Raw genomic sequence first — 19,131 nt, 5'->3', positions numbered from 1 at the left:
TCCCTGGTGCGGACTTCACCGGCTTGCCTGGTCCCCGACAAGCACAGAACAGGTGGCTAAATATGGGCCCTTGCGAGTGGCTCTTTTGCGGTAACCATTGCCCGAGGCCCGATGCAATCGACATGTCGGATGCACTGGTTGCTCTATCCATATCCGGCGAAAACGTATTTGATCTGCTGAGCGCAGGCATCGCAATCGACTGGCAGCGCTTTTCTGTCGGCACTTGCGCGCGTATGCGACTGGGCGAAACTGCGGTCGTGTTGCATCGGCGGGAAGAGCAGCAATTTCGGCTCATCTTCGGAGCGCCTTTTGCACGTTACTTGGCAGAATGGCTGGCGCACCATGTCTGACAGCCATGCCCTTGTCGCCCGCATGGCGCAAACATTTGGCATTCCTGGCCTGTGCGTGGCACTTTACGCCAACGGCAGACAAGAGCAGATTCTGTTTGGAGAAGATGCTCAAGGTTCTGAACTGCCCGTGACCTCTAAGACCTGGTTTCAGGCCGCGTCCACCGGAAAACATGTGACGGCTGCCGTTATACTTGATCTTGAACGCGCAGGCTTGCTGAGCCTTGATTATCCACTCGGTCGTTACCTGCCCGATGCTCCGCAGCCCTGGCACAGCCGCACTATTTCGGCGTTGCTCAATCACACTAGCGGTTTGCCCGAATATCTTGCCTATGCCGATGATGAAGTGGTTCCCGCAAGCCGCGCTGATTTCATGGCGCACTATGCTCGGCTCGCGCCAATAGCAGAAGCGGGGGCAACCTGGGGCTATTCCAATACCAATTATATCCTTCTTGGTTTCATCATCGCCGCCGTAGCGGGTGACAGCTATAGCGCTGCTGTGCATCGGCTATTCCAAAAAACTGGTGTGATCGGCTCCGCTGTCGCCAGCCCGGACTGGGTCCGTCAAGCAAACGCCGATCCAGCATTGGCAATAAAGGGGGACCTGGACAGTGCAGACCGAGAGGTCATCGGTGACGGTGATATCGCGTTCACTGTTGATGGCGCACAAGCCTGGCTGCGTCATCTGATCGAAGGTGCGGATACACGCCTGTTTGACACCCCTCTGCTCGCGAGTGGGCGCTTGTCGCCCTATGGCTGCGGCTGGTTCGTCGAGACAATGGGCGAGGATCATATCGCCCATCATGCCGGCCATTATGATGGCTGGACCGCCATGGCGTTTCTCAATCGCTCACAAAAGACAGGCGCAATCGCCCTGTGTAATCTGGCGCCACGCACCACAAGGGCCATTCGTGCTGTGGCGCTGACTGCCCTTGAGGCGTTTGCACCTGGCTCAACGCCGCTTGGGTTGCATCCGGTGGCAGATAGCAACGCACAGTTGACTGCAACGATCCGCGGGCAGTTGATCCGGCGCGGTGCCGCTGCCGATCGGGCCTTTTTCGCACCCGAATTGCAGACGGCCATCGATAAGGGCGGACCGGTGCGCGGGGTCATTGATCTTTGGTCTGGTGAAGAACCGTCAGCTTTTGAGCTGGTGGAGGAGCAGCCCAGCGGATCCATGCGAATGCTTCGGTATCGGCTCGTTTATGCTGATCGTGTTGAACATGTCCTCGTCGGCCTGACCGACGAGAACAAGATTTATTGGTGCTGGCCATTATGACTGAAAAGATCACCTCCGTAGTCCTGCAAAAGCCTTATCTGCTCTTCTTGGCCGATGTGGATGATATGGTGACGGCGAAGACCGCGTGCGGCATTCGTGACTGGGCGCGCGATAGTGTTGTTGGGCAGTGGCGAACATCGCCCCAGGCCGTGGATTTGGGTCTTCCAGAATTCGACCCTGAAGCTGCTGTTGTTCAAGGGGCGCGCTCGGTCGTCGTGGGCGCCGCTCCGCCGGGCGGTGCACTGCCGAGCCATTGGGTGGCGTCTTTGGTCGAGGCGGCGAATGCGGGTCTGGATATTGTGTGCGGTCTGCATAGCAAGTTATCCAGCAACGCCGAGCTGGTGGCCGCGGCGCGCAAGAGCGGCGTTGCCCTGATTGACGTCCGCACACCGCCGCAAGACCTGCCCGTCGGAACGGGAATTCGGCGCAGCGGCAAAAGGGTGCTGGCAGTAGGCGCAGATAGCGCCATCGGCAAGAAATACGCGACTTTGTCGATTGCCCGGGAAATGGCGCGACGCGGATGGGATCACCATTTTCGGGCCACAGGTCAAACGGGCATCATGATATCGGGCGGCGGTATTCCAATGGATTCCGTGGTCTCCGATTTTCTTGCTGGCGCCGCAGAGGTTTTGTCACCTGATGCTGATCCAGATCATTGGGACGTCATCGAAGGGCAAGGTTCATTGTTCCACCCGGCCTACGCCGGGGTAACACTCGGGCTGATCCACGGGTCACAGCCCGATGCGCTGATATACTGCCATTCGCTGACTCGCGAGGAGATTGATGGCGTTCCTGGCTATCGACTGCCAGATCTGGCCAAAGGTATCGCCCGAAATATTGAAGCAGCACAGCTGACCAATCCGGACGTGCGCCTTGCCGGCATTGCTATCAACACGGCGCATCTATCTGAAGACGAGGCCCGCGAAGTCCTGACAGTGTTGGCCAAATCCCATGATGCGCGTTGCTTTGATCCGCTGCGTTTTGGTGTTGAGGCTGTGGTCGATCGTCTGGCTGAATTGGTGCCATGAAGATCGACATTGCCTCGCACCGTTGGCCGCTCAACGAACCGTTTGAAATTGCGCGCGGTGTTGAGTTTGATGTGGAGTTGGTCGAGGTGACCCTGACTGACAGTCAGGGCCGCGTTGGTCGCGGCGAGGCCGCCGGCGTTGATTATGACGGGGAAACTGGTGAAAGCATGATGGTGCAGCTGGAGGCTGCACGTCCGGCGCTCAGCGATAGCTTGACCTTTGATGATGTGCAGTCGCTTTTACCCAAAGGTGGTGCGCGCAATGCACTCGATTGTGCCTTATGGGATTTGGCGAGCAAGCGAGCGGGCCGGGCCGTTGCTGACCTTGCCGGGCTGCCACCCCTCAAGCCGCTGGTGACGGCCTTTACCATCGGGTTGGGTTCGCTTGCGCAAACTGCGGAGCGGGCGCGCCGCGTGCAGGATTTTCCGCTGATCAAGATCAAGCTTGATGCGACACGACATATTGATCGGGTAAAATGCGTGCGCGATGCCGCACCGCAGGCCGAATTGATCGTTGATGCCAATCAGGCATGGGACCGCGCACTGCTCGAAAAGTTGTTGCCGCGTCTGGAAGCCGAAGGCGTGACCTTGATCGAGCAGCCGCTTGAGACAGGGCGCGATGCCGATCTTGCCGGGCTTGAGTCGCCAATCCCGGTAGGGGCGGATGAAAGCCTGACAGATATGGCCTCATTTGCAGCAATTGCGCCCTTCTATCAGGTCATCAACATCAAGCTCGATAAATGCGGCGGGCTTACAGAAGCATTGCGCCTTGCAAGCGCGGCGCGCGCCGCAGGGATGGAAATCATGGTCGGCAACATGCTGGGTACTTCGCTCGGCATGGCACCGGCTTTTCTGGTCGCACAGCAAGCGCGCTGGGCAGACCTTGACGGTCCGCTTTTGTTGGCTGGGGACCGACTCCACGCGATGCAATTCCACCTAGGAATTGTTCAATCACCACCGCCAGCACTTTGGGGAGAAGCAGAATGACATCAACTGAAATGGCAGTGAATGCGGCACGCCTTGAGTTTACTTCAAGCATCAGCAATAGGGACTATTGGCTGTTCGTGTCGGTGCCGCCCGGGGATGCGCCTGTCGCAGGTTGGCCTGTTGTCTATCTGATGGACGGCAACCTGCATTTTGGCATTACCGTTGATACGCTGCGCATCCAGGCCTGCTGGCCAGAAACACAAAATGCGGTTGTTGTTGGTATCGGTTACCCAACCGATAGCTTGCAAACGGCGCTGGCGCTGCGCAATTTCGACCTGACACCGCCTCATGATTCATCGCTGGCGGAAGATCATTGGATGCGCGCCATGGGGTCGCTCGACGATTTCGGCGGCCAGTCGGCCTATCTGCGCATGATTGAGGAAGAGGTGAAGCCGTTGGTGGCAAAGCACTGGCCGATCAATGCTGCAGATCAGACATTGATAGGGCACTCGCTCGGCGGGCTCACCTGCCTTACGTCAATGTTCACGGCTCCCGCCAATTTTCAGCATTATGCTGCGATCAGCCCGTCGATCTGGTTCAACAACCGCTCGGTGCTTTCCTATGTGGAAGGGTTTGAAGCGACGATGAAAACGGGGGATGCAAAGGTTCGGCTTTTTCTCTCAACCGGTGAATATGAAGAGATATCGCCAATGCGGCCGCGTTATCCCGCCAAAGGCGTGCCGGTGCCTGAAAGCACGTTTCAAGCAATGTGGAACGAGTGCGCAATGGTCACGCTGCCCTCGCAATTGACCGAAAGGCTGAAGCCCCTGTGTGGGCCGAATTTCGACATGAAATTTGTGATCCATCGGGAGGAGGATCATCGTTCGGTCGTACCCGCCGGAATTGCTGGCGGCATCTATTTTTCCCAATATCGACCGGATTGATCCAATGACCGCTTATGCTGATCTGAAAGCTCACTACGACACAATTTACAGGCTAGAACATCTCCAGTCGATTGCGACTTGGGACCGGATGGTCAACATGCCCTCGGGCAGCGCCAAGGCACGAGCCGAAGCTCAGGGCGAATTTGAAGCCCTTATTCAAAAGATGCAAATGGACCCGGCGCTTGAAACTCTACTGCGCGCTGCCCATGACGCGGAACTCGCACCGGAGGAGGCCGCCAATCTGGCGCTGATGAGCCGCCAGCGGCTGGTTGCATCGGCAGTGCCCGAGGCGCTGCTGCGGCGCAGGGCAGAAGCGATCAGCGCGGCTTATCAGGCTTGGGTCAAGGCGAAGGGGCAGAATGATTGGGCCGCCTTTGCCAAAACTCTGAAACCGCTGCTGGTCTGTGTACGCGAGCGCGCCGAGCGACTGGGCGATGCACTGGGCCTGTCACCTTACGATGCCTTGCTCGATGAATATGATCGTGGCCTGACGCTCAAGGATGTGCAGGCGCTGTTTGCTCCGGTCGTCGAATGGCTGCCGGAAATGATTGATGCCGTTATTGCGAAACAAGCTGAAGAGACCTTCATTCGGCCCGTCGGTCCGTTTTCCATCGATGCTCAGAAAAAGGTCGGCATTGCCGCGATGACAATCTTCGGCTTTGATTTTGACCGTGGGCGGCTAGATGTCAGCCAGCATCCGTTTTCCGGCGGCACCAGCGAGGATTTACGCATAACAACGCGCTATCGGGAGGATCAGTTTCTTCCCTCTCTGCTTGGTATTATCCATGAGACGGGTCATGCCCGCTATCAAGGAGGGTTGCCGATGCCCTGGCGAGGGCAACCCATTGGCGTTGCCTGTTCGACGTCAATGCATGAAGGCCAGTCGCTCTCGTTCGAGAAGCAGCTTGCGCTCACGCCTGCTTTTGCGAGGCTGCTGTCTCCGCTGCTGGTTGAAGCGTTTGGATCGCAGGCCGCCTTCGAGCCCGATAATCTGTTGATGCTTATGACGCGCGTGAATCGCGGCAAAATCAGGGTAGATGCTGACGAAGTCACCTATCCCGCCCATGTATTGTTGCGCTCGGAAATCGAGCCAGCCCTGATTGCTGGCGATGTTGGTGTCGATGATATTCCTGCCTGGTGGGACGAGCGCATGGCGCGGCTGCTCGATGTCGATACACGCGGCGATCACGGGGGCGGTGCCTTGCAGGACGTTCACTGGTGCCAGGGGATGTTTGGGTATTTCCCCTCCTATTTGATGGGAGCCATGATCGCGGCACAGTTGAAAGCTGCCTATAAAGTCGCAACGCCGGATCATGAATCCCGCGCGATGGCCGGAGATTTGAGCGGCTATCCCAACTGGCTGCAGGACAATGTCTGGCTTGCGGGCGCGCAATTTTCCACCGGCGATCTTGTCGCACGCATCACAGGAAAGCCTTTGTCGTCGAGCGCGCTGAAGGCGCATTTTGAGGAGCGATATCTGTGAAGGTGGATGCGCCTCGTTCGCCCTCCGCATGGGCCTCGTTGGCAGCATGGGTAACCTTGCTGCTCTTGCTGCTCATGGGGCTTTATACCTATATGGATCGGCCATTGATGACGCTGCTGACCGAGGACATGCGGCGCAGCCTCGACATGTCGGACTTTCAGATCGGATTGGTGCAGGGTTTCAGCTTCGCACTGCTGGCAGCGATCGCCACCTATCCCATTGCGTGGGCCGCCGACCGTCTTGATCGTCGATTGGTGATTGCGGCTTCGCTATTGGTCTGGGCCTTGGCGATTTTTCTCTGTGCGCTTGCCGACTCCTTCACGCAGCTTTTCCTGGCGAGCGCATTGGTAGGAATTGGCGAAGCCGGGCTGTTGCCGATTACCTATGCCGTGATCTCTGAGCTCTTCAAAGGGCAGGCGCGCGTGCTGGCCAATTCGCTGGTTATTCTGTTCGGCCGCGTTGGTTCAGGTGCTGTTTTTGCGGTCGTCGGTTTGATTGCAACGCATGCAGGGGCGGCTGGTGCCTGGTTGCCGACAGACCTGGCCTCTCTCGAAGACTGGCGCATTGCGCTTGTACTGCTAGCAGTGCCTGGTCCCCTGCTTGCCATTACGGCACTGGCGTTGCCGATCCGCAGGCGTGTTCAAGACGTGAGCCCGACAACGGAAAAGGCGATAATTCTGCCCTATCTCCGTGTCCATTGGCATAGCTTTGGCAGCTATGCTGTTGGTGTCGGGTTGCTGGTGCTTGCCATTACTGCACTGATGGCTTTCCTGCCCGTAGTGGCGATGCGTCAAATGGGTGCCAGCCAAGCCTATGTGGCCAATGCGATGGCGCTGACGACGATCAGCGGCATGGGCTTGGCATTTCTCATGGTGATGAGCCTTGCCGCAGTGCTCAAGCGACGCGTGCCAGGTCGCGAGCCGATTGTGCTGCTCCTTATATCGGCTGGAGGCTGCTTGCTGTTTGTATTGGTGGTCCCGCTGGTATCCGCGCCATTACAACTTTTTAGCGTGCTCGGCGGGATTTTTTTCAGTTTCAGCATTGGCGCGATGAGCTTCCCCACAGGATTGCAGGAATTGACACCGGTTGAGGGACGAGCGCGCCTGATAGCGCTCGTCATCATGGGCAATTTTGGCATGACGGCGGTGGCGCAGCCGATAACAGGATTGCTGTCCGACACGCTCGACAAAAGCGGTGGTCAACTGATGACTGCGGCGGTGACTGTTGCAGCCGTTGCGCTTTTTCTTGCGTCCCTCAGTTTTGTTTATTGCTCGCGTCATTATGCCGCGTTGAAGGAGTGAAAATGGTTTTACCCAACCTCTCAACCGATGAGATTCTTGACGGGATCCGTCAGTGGATCGAAATTGAAAGCCCGTCCGATGATGTAGCCGCCTTGGCGCGCATGGCCGACAAGGTGACTGCGGATTATGAAGCAATCGGGGCGCTGGTCGAACGCATCCCGGGCCGTGACGGCTTTGGCGAACATCTGCTGGTCACCGACAACCGGCACTGCCCGCCGGAAGCCGTGCAGGGTCCCGGTATCCTGCTGCTCAGCCACATGGATACCGTCCACCCGATGGGAACGCTGGCGGGTCCCCTGCCGTTTCGCATCGAAGGCGACCGGGCCTATGGGCCGGGCGCCGAAGACATGAAGGGCGGCACCTATCTGGCGCTTGCCGCGCTGCGCCAACTGGCGCGTGAGGGCCGCAAGACCAACTTGCCGGTCCGCCATCTTCTGGTAAGCGACGAGGAAGTCGGCAGCGGGACTTCGCGCGAACATATCGAACGCGAAGCACAGCGGGCCAAATATGTCCTGGTTACCGAACCGGCGCGATCAGGCGGCAAGATCGTGACGGCACGCAAGGGCATGGCCGATTTCACAATCACCGCGCATGGCGAGGCGGCCCATGCCGGGGTGGAACATCATCTCGGGCAGAATGCGATCCGCGAAATCGCGCATCAGATTTTGGCGCTGGAGGCGATGACGGACTATGCCCGCGACCTGACCGTGAATGTCGGCCTGGTGACCGGTGGCACCCGCATCAATGTCGTTCCCGATATGGCGCAAGTGCATTTCGATGTGCGCTTTCCCAGCCCCGCCATCGGTGAGGAGATACTGGCGCGGATTCGCGGTCTCCAGCCGCACAATCCCAAGGTGCGCCTGACGATCGAAGGCGGCATCAATCGGCCGGGCTATGAAAAGACGCCCGGTATCGCAGCGCTGTTCGAGCATGCAAGGAAACTGGCCGCCGACATCGGCTTTGACTTGCAAGACCTGAAGACGGGCGGCGGCAGCGACGGAAATTTCACCGCCGCCTTCGCGCCGACGCTGGATGGTCTGGGGGTCGATGGCGATGGCGGGCACACCCTGGAAGAGCGGCTGTACATATCCAGCATTGTTCCGCGCACGCTTCTTCTGATGCGACTGATGGAGACACTCAAGTGAACGATGTTTTTGACGCCATGGCCGCGCAGGGCGCGCATCGCATCTTGATGCTCAATGATACGCGCAGCGGTTTGAAAGCGATCATAGCCCTTGATGATGTGACGCTGGGACCGGCCTGTGGCGGTATTCGCTCTCAGCCCTATGAGAGCTTCGAACTGGCGCTCACGGACGTTGCCAAACTGTCGCAAGCCATGACCTTGAAATGCGCCATTGCGGGGCTCGATGCAGGCGGTGGCAAAACCGTTGTGATTGATCATCCCGGGATGAATCGCGCCGATGCATTCCGGGCGTTGGGCGCATATGTTCAGGAACTTGGTGGGCTTTACCACTGCGCTGGGGATTTGGGCACCAGCTTTGAAGACCTTACTCATGTCGCAGAGAAGACCTCGTTTTGCGATCTCTCTGGTGAAGACCTTGGCGCGGCAACCGGCGTGTCCGTTGTCAATGGCATCCGCGCCTGCGCCGCGCTGCGCGGTATCACGGATTTGGCAAGCCTCAAGATTGCTGTGCAGGGCGCAGGACTTATTGGGGAGAGTGTGGCGCGGGCCATGGCGGCGCATGGTGCTCACATAAGGGTCGCCGATGTCGATGCGGTGCGCGCAGCCAAGCTTGCTGCAGACATCGGCGGCGAGGCAGTGCCCGCAGACTCTGTGTTGATGCAGGACGTGGATATTGTCTCACCCTGCGCCATTGGCGGCGTGCTGACTCCAGAGGTTGTTGCAGGATTGAAGGCCTGGGCGGTCTGTGGCGGCGCCAATAATCAGTTGGGTGATGCCTCTGTTGCCGATCAACTGGCAGCCCGCGACATAGGCTATGTGCCCGATTTTTTGGCTTCAAGTGGCGCTGTGATTTTAGGTGCCTGTCGCAATATCATGAAGGTTGATCCGCAGCCTTTTCTGGCAGCGGTAGAAGTGACTGCCCGCCAAGTGCTCGAGCAGTCGCAAGATAAAGGCCTTTCGACAGTAGAGATCGCAAAACTCATCGCCCGTAGCCGTATCGACGACGCGCGGACGCAACGCACCAAAGGAGGGTGATATGCAAAAGGACTATCGTTGGGAACGGCAGCCCGAAGCTGCAGCGGCACTTTCTGGATGGCTTGCTGATGCTTGTACGCGCTCGCCGGCGCTGACCGCATTGCATAGCCGCTTGCTGGAAGCGGCAGGAGTGCGCCTTCACGATATCGTTGATCATATCGACATAAGCAACACAACGGAGCTTGAACAGTTCAGCGCCGCTGGATGGTCAGTAGTGGCGGACAATGTCTGGAAGAACATGAGCGGTCTATTTCCCGCGATTGTTGCACGCGGGCCCGAGACCGTCTGGCTGCGCGTAGAGGCAGTGGAAGACTTTCTGGCGGCGAACAATATCAGCGCGATCATTGAAGGCGACCTCCATGGCCCATTGCGCAGGGCAATCATTGCAAATGATGCAGTCCGTGTCGGCGTGCTCGAACGCAATGGTCACGCCGGTTATGATGTTCCCGCTGTCGCCGCCGCCACCATTCGTTCAGCGCGCCTGCACCTGCAGGCATTCAAGGCGCGGCGGCGTCAGTTCGATACGGTTGCGCAGGGCCTCATGCATACCGAGGCACTGGTTGATGCAGCGGTCGCGGACATCGGCCCGAACTGGGCCTGCGATTTATGGCTGAGGGCAGAACGCGACTTTTGGATGACACGCTGCCCCACCGGGCGGGTGCAAAAGGCGCGGCAAGATGCCATCGGAATTGGCTGGTGCAACATTGATCATCACACCTACGACGGGTCGCGCGCGCATTACCGGCACTCCATTCGAATCTTCGAAAAGCTGGGCTATGAACGGCGCGAAATGCTCTATGCGGGCGAACTGGCGGGATGGGGCAGCCAGGTGCTTGAGCAGCCTGTGATTGGTTCCACCATCTTTGCCGATGTCGATTTGGCACCGCATGAATTGACGGTCGACTTTGCGCACGAAATTTTACCAGAGCTGCCCAAGCATCGGCGCGCCGGACTGCTGACCGAGCTGCTGGGCGAGTCCATATTGGAAGCTGGCCTCAACCATGTGGCGGCCCTTTACGATCACGTCCTTTTGCACGGTCAGTTGGTGCAGCAGAACATCAGCATGATGGCCCCGTTTACCGACTGGCCGCATCTCTACCAGGCGCTGACCGAAGGAGACTGGTGCGCAGTCGATCCCGCACGGGTCGATCGGCTGGAGGCGGGTGGGCATATCGGGGCGGATGAAGCAGAACGGTTGCGGCTTGAAGGATCCATAGTCACGCATCTGGAAAACATTGAGCGCAATGATGGCTATAAGGGCTTCAACCGTGAGGGCATTGACAGCGTCTTACGCAAGCTTGATCCGCGCGCATATTTGGCCAACGCAAGTGATGCCGGATCATGAATATGGGCTTGGCACATTTGCGAACGCTGTTCGGCGACCGCTATGTGGAAACGGCGGCGATCCGGCAGCAGCATGGCGGTGGCGAAGGCTTTCGTGGCAACCATGCGCCCGATGCCGTACTTTATGCCGAGAGCACTGAGGATGTGGCGCTGGCGGTCCATCATTGTGCCAACCATCGCTTACCCGTCATTCCATTCGGTGTCGGCACATCTCTAGAAGGCCAGGTTGAAGCGATCCACGGCGGCCTATGCATTGACCTTTCACGTATGGACAAGGTGCTGACTGTCAGCGCGGATGATCTTGATTGCCGCGTGGAAGCAGGCGTAACCCGTGAACAGCTCAACGCAGAAATCAAGGGACAGGGGCTCTTCTTCCCTCTGGACCCTGGCGCCAATGCTACGCTGGGCGGCATGGCGGCCACCCGCGCATCAGGCACGAATGCCGTCCGCTATGGCACCATGCGCGACGTTGCGCTTGGTTTGACCGTGGTGACGGCGCAAGCCACAGTGATCAAAACGGGGGGGCGGGCCCGAAAATCGTCGGCAGGTTATGACCTCACCCGCCTTTATGTGGGGAGCGAAGGCACGCTTGGGATCATCACCGAGGTGCAACTGCGGTTGTTCGGCATTCCCGAAACCATTGCAGCTGCCAGCGTGCAGTTTCAGGAACTGTCGCATGCCACCGCCGCGGTGCAGATTATCCTGCAATTGGGCATTCCGCTGGCTCGTATCGAGCTGCTCGACGCACTCCAGATGAAGGCGTGTATCGCCTATTCCAAATTGTCCGATTATAGCGAGCGTGCAAGTCTGTTCCTGGAGTTCCATGGCAGCCCGGCAAGCGTTGCCGATCAGGTTGCGCAGGTCGAGGCGATTGTGCGCGAGTTTGATGCTTTGCCGTTTCGCTGGGCAACGGCAACCGAGGATCGGACGGCGCTATGGACAGCGCGGCACAATGGCTATTGGGCAGCGCGCGCGCTGGCACCAGGCAAGGAGAGTTTTGCCACCGATGCCTGCGTCCCGATTTCACGTCTTGCCGACTGTATCGACGCCTGTCAGGCGCTGGCGCAAGACAGCGGGCTGCTTACACCGATCGTCGGCCATGTCGGCGATGGCAATTTTCATATGCTGGTACTGCATGACGCGAACGATCCGGCAGAGCTCGCGCGGGCAGAGGCGCTTTCGCTCGCTGTCGCCCGTGAAGCCATCGCTCGCGGCGGAACCTGCACAGGAGAACACGGTATTGGCTTGCACAAAAAACAACTGCTGCGCGAGGAACATGGCGATGCAGTGGACGTGATGGCCACCATCAAGCGCGCGCTTGATCCAATTGGCATCATGAATCCCGGGAAGATGTTTGATGCCTGATATCGCGACTCAGCTTGCATCCGAGCTTAGCTTTCTTGTGCTCATACTTTAACCAAAGGCGTCGTTCGACAATGGACTATCTTTCTCAAGCAGTCGCGCAGTCTGGTGATGCACCGCCGGGCTGTTGGAGGCGTCAGGACGACTCGATTTGCGACTTCACTCGCCGAAGCTCGTTTCAGAGGGCGCTAAGGATGACTCACGCGCTTCTTGGTTCCGTAGTTGAAAAATATTATCAGCAAATCGATGCGAATGACCTAGATTCAGTTCTCATGCTTTTCGCGGCCGACGCTTGCTATGAGCGAGCCGACGCAGTCTTTGCGGATAAGGCGGCCATTGAAATTTTTTCGTGAACAGCGCTTGATTAGGGGCATCCACAAAATCGAGCAGATACTGCCGCTGGGACGCCGCCTACTCGCAATGGGTCGCTTTGAAGGCGTTGGCGAGAAAGGCTATCAACGTTCGGTTGGGTTTGTCGATATTTTGGATTTTGACGACACGGATCTTGTGAAAAAAAGACGAACCTTTTTGGCAACCGGCCACTTAGTTGTTCAACGATAGGGCACTGTCCCGCGAATATAGGACCATTTACTGGGCGCCAATCACCGAGAGAATGCTTTATGACACCATTGAAAAATCTTCAAATTTGGTTGCGTACAGAGGGTTGTGACGGGATTGTCGTCCCGTCCACAGATATCTTTCTAAGCGAGTTCGCGCCGCCGTCCGAGCGACGACTTGAATGGCTCAGCGGCTTTACAGGTTCGACCGGAATTGCAATTGTTACGCCGAGTAAGGCGGCCCTTTTCCTTGACGGTCGCTATTTTAATCAAGGGCTCGACGAAACAAATGGCTCCGCGTTTGAAGTCCATCCGGTCGGATGGGATCAGCGTCGCAATTGGTTGCAGAACCATCTCCAAGCAGGCGAACAGCTTCATATCGACCGACGGCTCCATTCAATCCTCGACTCGCGCCAGTGGTTTGACCAATGCGCCCGCGCGGGCGTTCGAGCGAAATTCGTCGATAAACATCCGATTGACGATCTGTGGTGTGCGGCGCGCCCGCCCCGTTTTGATCCCGATATTCAGGACTATCCTACCCGCTTTGCAGGCACTTCGCGTGAAGCCAAGCTCGACAGGGTCGCACATGATCTCAAGATCGAGGCCTGGGCAGGTCTGCTCGTCGCCGACCCAGAGGACGTGTCATGGCTGCTCAATGTACGCGGCTCCCGGGAGTCAGTCGTTGTAGATGCGGGCGAGTGGCACATAGTCCCTGCCGCAAGGAGCCGGCTCCTCGTTTATGCTGATGGAACTGCGGAATGGTTTGTCGACGAAGAACGCGTAGATTCCGAGTTGAGAACCGCTCTTCCTGATCATGTCTCGATCTGCCGTCCATCGCGGCTGCCGGAACGATTGGCCAGTTGCGAAGCAGACGGCCCGGTTGCCGCTAACCTCAGGACAACTCCGGCGATTCTTGGCGATGCCGTTCCACATCAATCGCGCCTGCGCGATAGCGAATTGGTCGCTCGGTTGCGCTGGGTGAAGAACAGCGTTGAAATTGAAGGCGCACGTAGAGCGCATATCGAGGACGCCGTGGCGGTTATTCGCCTCATGGCTGAGCTTGCGACCGGTAAATTCGCGTCAGCCAACGAATTCGACGTGGCGATGTGCATCGAGAGTTATCGCCGGGAGAATCCACTCTATGTCGGACCGTCCATGCCCGCAATGTCGGCGGCCGGCCTTAGCGGAGCGCAGGCCCACTATGTGCCGAAACGCGCCGGCTCTCGAAAGCTGTCGGATCATCCAATTTATTGGCTCGACTCCGGCGGCCAATATTTCGGTGGAACGACCGACAATACCGTCACACTTGCGCTTGGAGCGCCGTCCCGAGTGCATGTCGAGACCCATACGCTTGTGATGCGCGGCTTTATCGCGTTGACGACGAGTTGCTTTCCAATGGGGATGACGGGATGTCATCTCTACGCGACGGCTCGGCATCCCCTGTGGAATCAGGGACTGGATTTTGGCCATGGAACAGGACATGGCGTTGGAAACTTCCTGAATATTCACGAAGGACCAACCATTAGCCGCGATCCGTCGCCGCTCAGCGCGGTTCCAATCGAAGCAGGTGTTATAATGTCGAATGAACCGGGCTTCTATGCAGCGGGGGATTTCGGAATGAGGATCGAAAGCCACATGCTCGTGGTTCCGGCGGATCATGGCGGTTTTCTAGCATTCGCAACTATCTCTCGCTTGCCGATTGATCCGAAGCTGGTCGATTTTTCCATGTTGTTGCCTGCCGAGAGGCAATGGCTCGCCGATTATCATACAGTGGTGTTGGCGGACGTAGGACCACGTCTCGACGCGTTCTCGCGTCACTGGCTTGAGAAGCTAGTCCAGTGTTTTGTCGCGAACTCGCCCGGGACCTCCATTCAGGCGCGTTTCTAGAGAGAGGCGTGGGGAGCGATGAAGGAAAGTCTCCATAAGGTCGCCGTATCAACGTTGACGGAATTTCGGAATCGTAAGACTGAGCGGTCAAATAAGGGAAATTGCACGAAGGGCCGCTTACCGCCTTTTTGGGCTCATGGCCGCCATTCCGGAACCCACAACATTGCAGCCACCGGCACCCGGTAAACTAGTCCGCAGAAGCAGTCGTCGGCAGCCACAAATTGTAAGTTGAAAGAATGGCAGCTTTTGCAAAATGCAAAGCGCTTAACGCACGCCTGAAACGTTAGCGGAAGCCGACACCGACAATGCTCCGTCAACCGTTGGTCGCTGTTTCGGCACGGCGTACAGTAAACCCTCTGCACCAAACTGTTTGTAGGATACTGAGAAACATAAAAAATGGTGCGGCCAAGAAGACTCGAACTTCCACGGGCTTTCGCCCACAACGACCTCAACGTTGCGCGTCTACCAATTCCGCCATGGCCGCACGCGCCTAGACAGGTAGGAGGCGGCCCCTAGCAAAGCGTGTAGGCAGGCGCAACAGGCATTATCGTTTCGGCAATGCCTGACCCTACTGAAGCACGACGCGGTCGACGCCGTATTTGCGCATTTTCTCAATCAGGGTGGTGCGCTTTAGCGTTAACAAGCGCGCGGCCTCGGATATGACGCCATCGGCGCGGCCAAGGGCGATTTGAATCCGCTCCAGCTCAATCCCCTCAATTTGCGCCTTGAGGTCGATGGGCGCGTCCCATGTTTGCGGCTTGGTCGGGATAGGGTCGGGCAATGTTGCGGCGCGTGGTGCTACGTTCATCCGGGGTGCCATGCGACCAAGCAATTGGTCAACACCAAAGGCGTCAATCGTCTCGCCATGGAACAACACATTCGCGCGCTCAACAATATTGCGCAGTTCGCGGACATTGCCGGGCCAATCATGCGCCTGCAGTTGCGCAATTGCGGAATGGTCAAAATGGCAATTGTCAGCGCTATTTTTGCCGCGCTGAAAATGGGCAATCAATTGGGGTATGTCCTCGACACGTTCGGCGAGCGTCGGCACATGCAGCAGGACGACGCCCAAGCGGAAATATAAATCCTGCCGGAAACGTCCGTTTGTAATGGCCTGTTCAAGATTTTGATGCGTCGCAGAAATGATGCGGACATCAACAGGCAACGCACTGTTGCCGCCCACGCGCGACACCAAACCATCTTCAAGAACGCGCAGAAGTTTAACCTGCATGTCGAAACGCATGTCGCCAATCTCGTCCAAAAACAGCGTGCCCTTATGGGCATTTTCGAAATGGCCGGTGCGGCGCGCTTGTGCGCCCGTAAACGCGCCGCGTTCATGTCCAAATAATTCGGATTCAATCAATTCCGCCGGAATAGCGCCACAGTTCAACGCGACATAAGGTTTGGACGCGCGCAGGCCGGCTACATGAATGGCACGCGCGACGACCTCTTTGCCCGAACCGGACGCGCCGCAGATCATGACGGAGGCCGAGGAGTTTGCCACGCGTCGAACCATGTTACGCAACAGAAGCATTGGCGCGCTATCACCAATCAAATATTCTTCGATCGCGATCGGCTTTGCGGCTGCCGTCTCGGCGGCACAGATATTTGAGCTCATTAATTTTCCCAGCAAAATAAGGCGTTGGGATCTAAATTAGATAAGAAAGTAAACAGAAGGTTAACAAACTGCGCAGAAATTCGATTCCGTTCCGATATGGAATGCAGTTGTTATCCGATTGATTTATGTTACAAAATGTTACATCCAATTTGGGATGCTATCTGCCATCTGAGACCGTCCGCCAGCCAAGCGTGAGGGACATGCGCCGGTTTCGCGAATCGTCGGGATTGTCTCTAAAATAGGGTTCCCGGTCTGCTACGCCTTCAATGCGCAAGAATTGCGAATCGGGAATACCTGACCGGACCAAATGGGCTCTGGTTGCTTCTGCGCGGGCGGAAGATATTTGCCAGTTGTTGGTGCCTAAGCGTGCGGACACAGGTTTCGCATCGGTATGCCCCCGGATGATCAGGCCGTTCGGCAGACCGCGCAGGGTATCGGCGACTTGAGTCAAAAGATTAACGGCATCGGGGGTCAAGATGTCGGTTCCGGATATGAACATGGCAAAATTGGCGTCGTCGATCAGGTCGATCCGCATGCCTTCGCGCGTTTCGGTAATGCGAACGCTTCGGGCAAATCGCTTCATCGATTTGTCTGAATTCACCTTCTTCGCCAGTTTTTCGCGGACCTGTTGGAAATTGGCTTTATCCTGTCCAAGTCCCGCTGCTTCTTTTGGACCACCCGTCGCTTCTCTAGGGATTGTGATGCTGCGCGTACCTGTCTGGCCGGCGCGATTTGGAAAATTGTCAACCGAAGTAATCGACTCGCCGCCAAAAAAGCTCGTAGAACCGGCCGCATCCTGTTTGCTCGCAACCAATGTCGGCGCGAAATAGTCTGCCAACGCCTTGCGTTGTTTTTCCGTCGTTGCGCCTAAAAGCCACATTAAAAGGAAGAATGCCATCATCGCCGTGACAAAGTCGGCATAAGCAACCTTCCATGCGCCGCCATGATGCGCAGAATGCGGCGCTTCATAGATTTTCTTGACAATGACCGGACGGACCGGCGCAATTGGCTTAGGCATTACCGGCCTCGCATCCCGTCAAAGACCTCAGCAAAGCTGGGTTGGTTGGAATGCTCGATACCCGAACGTGCCGCCTCGATGACCAATGGCTGCGGATGGCCGTGCAGAGAGGCAATGATCATTTGTTTGACGACATGGTAAATGGCGGCATCGCCCTCAATGACTTGGCGCGCGCGGTTGGCAAAGGGGCCGACCAGACCATATGCCAGCAGCACGCCCAAGAATGTGCCAACCAAAGCTGATCCGATCATAGCGCCAAGGATCGCAGGCGGCTTGTCGATCGAGCCCATGGTTTTCACCACGCCCAACACCGCCGCCACAATACCCAGCGCAGGAAGCGCATCGGCAAGGCCCTGCAAGCCGTCTGCGGGCTTGATACAATGGTGATGATGGTTCTTGATGGCGTTATCCATCACTTCTTCGACGGCATGCGGGTCAAGCGTGCCGGAGGACACCACGACAAGCCGCAAGGTGTCGCAGATTAAGTGAATGAGCGTCTTATCCTTTAGCAATTTTGGATATTCGCTGAAGATTGCAGAATTGTCGGGATCTTCGATATGCGATTCAATTGCAACCGGGCCGTCGATTTTCATCATTTTCATCAACTTGGCGATCAGGAAGATGCAGTCCAGATAATCCTGCTTTCCATATTGCGGGCCTTTAAACACCTTCTGCAGGCTGCCCCAAAGCGACTTTAGGTCGTTGACCGAGTTGCCGATGATTAATGCGCCAGCACAGGCGCCGCCGATGATGAGCATTTCGGCTGGCAAGGCTTTCATCACGGGTACCAGATTGCCGCCGGTAATCGCAAAGCCGCCAAACACCATGACAAGCAAAACAACGATACCGATAATGGCTAACATGGAAAATCTGGCCTCTGCGTGGAACTGTCCGCTGGTTAAACGGCTGGGTCCGGCGATTATTGCGCCTGTTTTTAGGGTCAGGACCACTTAAATTCACTTTCGCGGCGTCAAAATGGCCTCAAACCGCGAAGGTGGATTTAAGTGGTTCTGACCCTAAGCAAGAAAATCCATTAAAGTGCGGCGGTTAATGCGCGCAAAAGCACCCTGTGCAGCCTCAAGCGTTAATGTCATTGCTTTAAGTTCCGAAATAGCTGCGCTCAAATCCGTATCGGCAAGCTTAGAAAGCTCCTCGCTGAGCGTGATTGCGCGCTGTGTGGAAAATTCCTGCAACCTGTCGAGCCGCGCTGCATTAACACCGATTTCCGCCTGCGCATCGGCGGCATGATTTACTGCCCCGTTCAGCGCCGTTAACGCCGCGCCTATTAACGGCAGGTCGCCTGCCGCGATAGCAGAGGCAGCATCCCGCATGATTTGCGTAATCGCAATGCCGCCCGTTTCAAAAATGTCCTGACGTGCGGGCACTGGCGCGAAGGCGATGGTGTCGTCAAAACGGATTGGGTTCGCATTGTTATTTGCGAACAGCGCCTCGCCTGTGGGGGAATTTACGGATGCCATGGCATCAATTTCGTCCGCCATGGCGCGTACTTCGAGTGATATGGTTGCGCGGTCAGACGGGGTAAGGCCGACGCTTGCGCCCGAAATGGTCAACTCCCGCGTACGCGCCAGAAGGTGGGACATATTGCGCAACTGCCCGTCGGCTTGCGCCGTCATGCTGATCCCCAAGCTAATATTTCGCGCGCGCGCGCTGTCATTGGTTTGCATGCGGCTCAGGTCCGCAATACGCGCTGTCGCCGTTGGATCATCCGATGCGCGCTGAAGACGCTTACCGGTGGATATTTGCGTTTGCTTTGCCGCAATTTGCGTCGCCAGACGCGCTTGGCGTGTGGCTTCCTGCGTCATGCGGCTTCCGGTTCCGTTAATCATCGCATGGGCTT

The 19,131-nt window shown here is 57.2% G+C and carries 17 protein-coding genes and 1 tRNA gene; 13 read left to right on the top strand and 5 right to left on the bottom strand.

What is annotated here, in order from left to right:
- Positions 1-122 precede the first annotated feature (122 nt).
- The 13 genes from HEQ34_RS05275 to HEQ34_RS05215 all read left to right on the top strand — a co-directional run bounded on the left by HEQ34_RS05275 (position 123) and on the right by HEQ34_RS05215 (position 14,637).
- On the top strand, positions 123-350 hold the full coding sequence (locus HEQ34_RS05275) for a hypothetical protein (protein ID WP_296198366.1): 228 nt from the start codon (positions 123-125) through the stop codon (positions 348-350).
- The gene (locus HEQ34_RS05270) at positions 343-1,626 is read left to right on the top strand and encodes a serine hydrolase (RefSeq protein WP_296198361.1); all 1,284 of its coding nucleotides are present in this window, start codon (positions 343-345) and stop codon (positions 1,624-1,626) included. The genes HEQ34_RS05275 and HEQ34_RS05270 overlap by 8 nt, the downstream gene beginning before the upstream one ends.
- Positions 1,623-2,654 carry a DUF1611 domain-containing protein gene (locus tag HEQ34_RS05265; RefSeq protein ID WP_296198359.1) on the top strand — a complete coding sequence of 344 codons (1,032 nt, stop codon included), beginning with the start codon at positions 1,623-1,625 and terminating at the stop codon, positions 2,652-2,654. Before HEQ34_RS05270 ends, HEQ34_RS05265 begins: the two co-directional genes overlap by 4 nt.
- Complete coding sequence (gene dgcA / locus HEQ34_RS05260; RefSeq protein ID WP_296198354.1) at positions 2,651-3,640, top strand: N-acetyl-D-Glu racemase DgcA; 990 nt, start codon at positions 2,651-2,653, stop codon at positions 3,638-3,640. The genes HEQ34_RS05265 and dgcA overlap by 4 nt, the downstream gene beginning before the upstream one ends.
- A complete protein-coding gene (locus HEQ34_RS05255; protein ID WP_296198351.1) occupies positions 3,637-4,524 on the top strand; it encodes an alpha/beta hydrolase-fold protein in 888 nt (295 codons plus the stop codon). Before dgcA ends, HEQ34_RS05255 begins: the two co-directional genes overlap by 4 nt.
- 4 nt (positions 4,525-4,528) lie before the next feature.
- Complete coding sequence (locus HEQ34_RS05250) at positions 4,529-6,007, top strand: carboxypeptidase M32 (protein WP_296198348.1); 1,479 nt, start codon at positions 4,529-4,531, stop codon at positions 6,005-6,007.
- The gene (locus HEQ34_RS05245; RefSeq protein WP_296198345.1) at positions 6,004-7,308 is read left to right on the top strand and encodes an MFS transporter; all 1,305 of its coding nucleotides are present in this window, start codon (positions 6,004-6,006) and stop codon (positions 7,306-7,308) included. The genes HEQ34_RS05250 and HEQ34_RS05245 overlap by 4 nt, the downstream gene beginning before the upstream one ends.
- A 2-nt stretch (positions 7,309-7,310) precedes the next feature.
- Positions 7,311-8,453 carry a M20 family metallopeptidase gene (locus tag HEQ34_RS05240; protein ID WP_296198342.1) on the top strand — a complete coding sequence of 381 codons (1,143 nt, stop codon included), beginning with the start codon at positions 7,311-7,313 and terminating at the stop codon, positions 8,451-8,453.
- Positions 8,450-9,487: a Glu/Leu/Phe/Val dehydrogenase dimerization domain-containing protein gene (locus HEQ34_RS05235; protein WP_296198340.1), complete on the top strand. Its 1,038-nt coding sequence runs from the start codon at positions 8,450-8,452 to the stop codon at positions 9,485-9,487. Before HEQ34_RS05240 ends, HEQ34_RS05235 begins: the two co-directional genes overlap by 4 nt.
- Before the next feature lies 1 nt (position 9,488).
- Complete coding sequence (locus tag HEQ34_RS05230) at positions 9,489-10,832, top strand: hypothetical protein (RefSeq protein ID WP_296198338.1); 1,344 nt, start codon at positions 9,489-9,491, stop codon at positions 10,830-10,832.
- Complete coding sequence (locus tag HEQ34_RS05225; protein ID WP_296198336.1) at positions 10,829-12,196, top strand: FAD-linked oxidase C-terminal domain-containing protein; 1,368 nt, start codon at positions 10,829-10,831, stop codon at positions 12,194-12,196. The genes HEQ34_RS05230 and HEQ34_RS05225 overlap by 4 nt, the downstream gene beginning before the upstream one ends.
- Before the next feature lie 333 nt (positions 12,197-12,529).
- Complete coding sequence (locus tag HEQ34_RS05220) at positions 12,530-12,754, top strand: hypothetical protein (protein WP_296198333.1); 225 nt, start codon at positions 12,530-12,532, stop codon at positions 12,752-12,754.
- Between the two features lie 59 nt (positions 12,755-12,813).
- Positions 12,814-14,637, top strand: a complete 1,824-nt coding sequence (locus HEQ34_RS05215) for an aminopeptidase P family protein (protein WP_296198331.1) — start codon at positions 12,814-12,816, stop codon at positions 14,635-14,637.
- 397 nt (positions 14,638-15,034) lie between these two features.
- On the opposite strand, the gene HEQ34_RS05210 is transcribed toward HEQ34_RS05215, so the two are convergent.
- From HEQ34_RS05210 to HEQ34_RS05190, 5 genes are all read right to left on the bottom strand, one after another.
- Positions 15,035-15,121 (bottom strand) — tRNA-Leu (locus HEQ34_RS05210).
- Positions 15,122-15,205: 84 nt separating this feature from the next.
- Complete coding sequence (locus HEQ34_RS05205; RefSeq protein ID WP_296198328.1) at positions 15,206-16,255, bottom strand: sigma-54 dependent transcriptional regulator; 1,050 nt, start codon at positions 16,253-16,255, stop codon at positions 15,206-15,208.
- A gap of 157 nt (positions 16,256-16,412) precedes the next feature.
- Positions 16,413-17,273, bottom strand: a complete 861-nt coding sequence (locus tag HEQ34_RS05200; RefSeq protein ID WP_296198326.1) for a flagellar motor protein MotB — start codon at positions 17,271-17,273, stop codon at positions 16,413-16,415.
- Positions 17,273-18,136 carry a flagellar motor stator protein MotA gene (motA, locus tag HEQ34_RS05195; RefSeq protein ID WP_296198323.1) on the bottom strand — a complete coding sequence of 288 codons (864 nt, stop codon included), beginning with the start codon at positions 18,134-18,136 and terminating at the stop codon, positions 17,273-17,275. The genes HEQ34_RS05200 and motA overlap by 1 nt, the downstream gene beginning before the upstream one ends.
- 153 nt (positions 18,137-18,289) lie before the next feature.
- Positions 18,290-19,120, bottom strand: a complete 831-nt coding sequence (locus tag HEQ34_RS05190; protein ID WP_296198320.1) for a flagellin — start codon at positions 19,118-19,120, stop codon at positions 18,290-18,292.
- Positions 19,121-19,131: the final 11 nt, after the last annotated feature.

It is taken from the genome of Sphingorhabdus sp., from assembly GCF_023910635.1.
Taxonomy (GTDB): Bacteria; Pseudomonadota; Alphaproteobacteria; order Sphingomonadales; family Sphingomonadaceae; genus Sphingorhabdus_B.
This window is presented reverse-complemented; position numbering and strand designations above follow the sequence as displayed.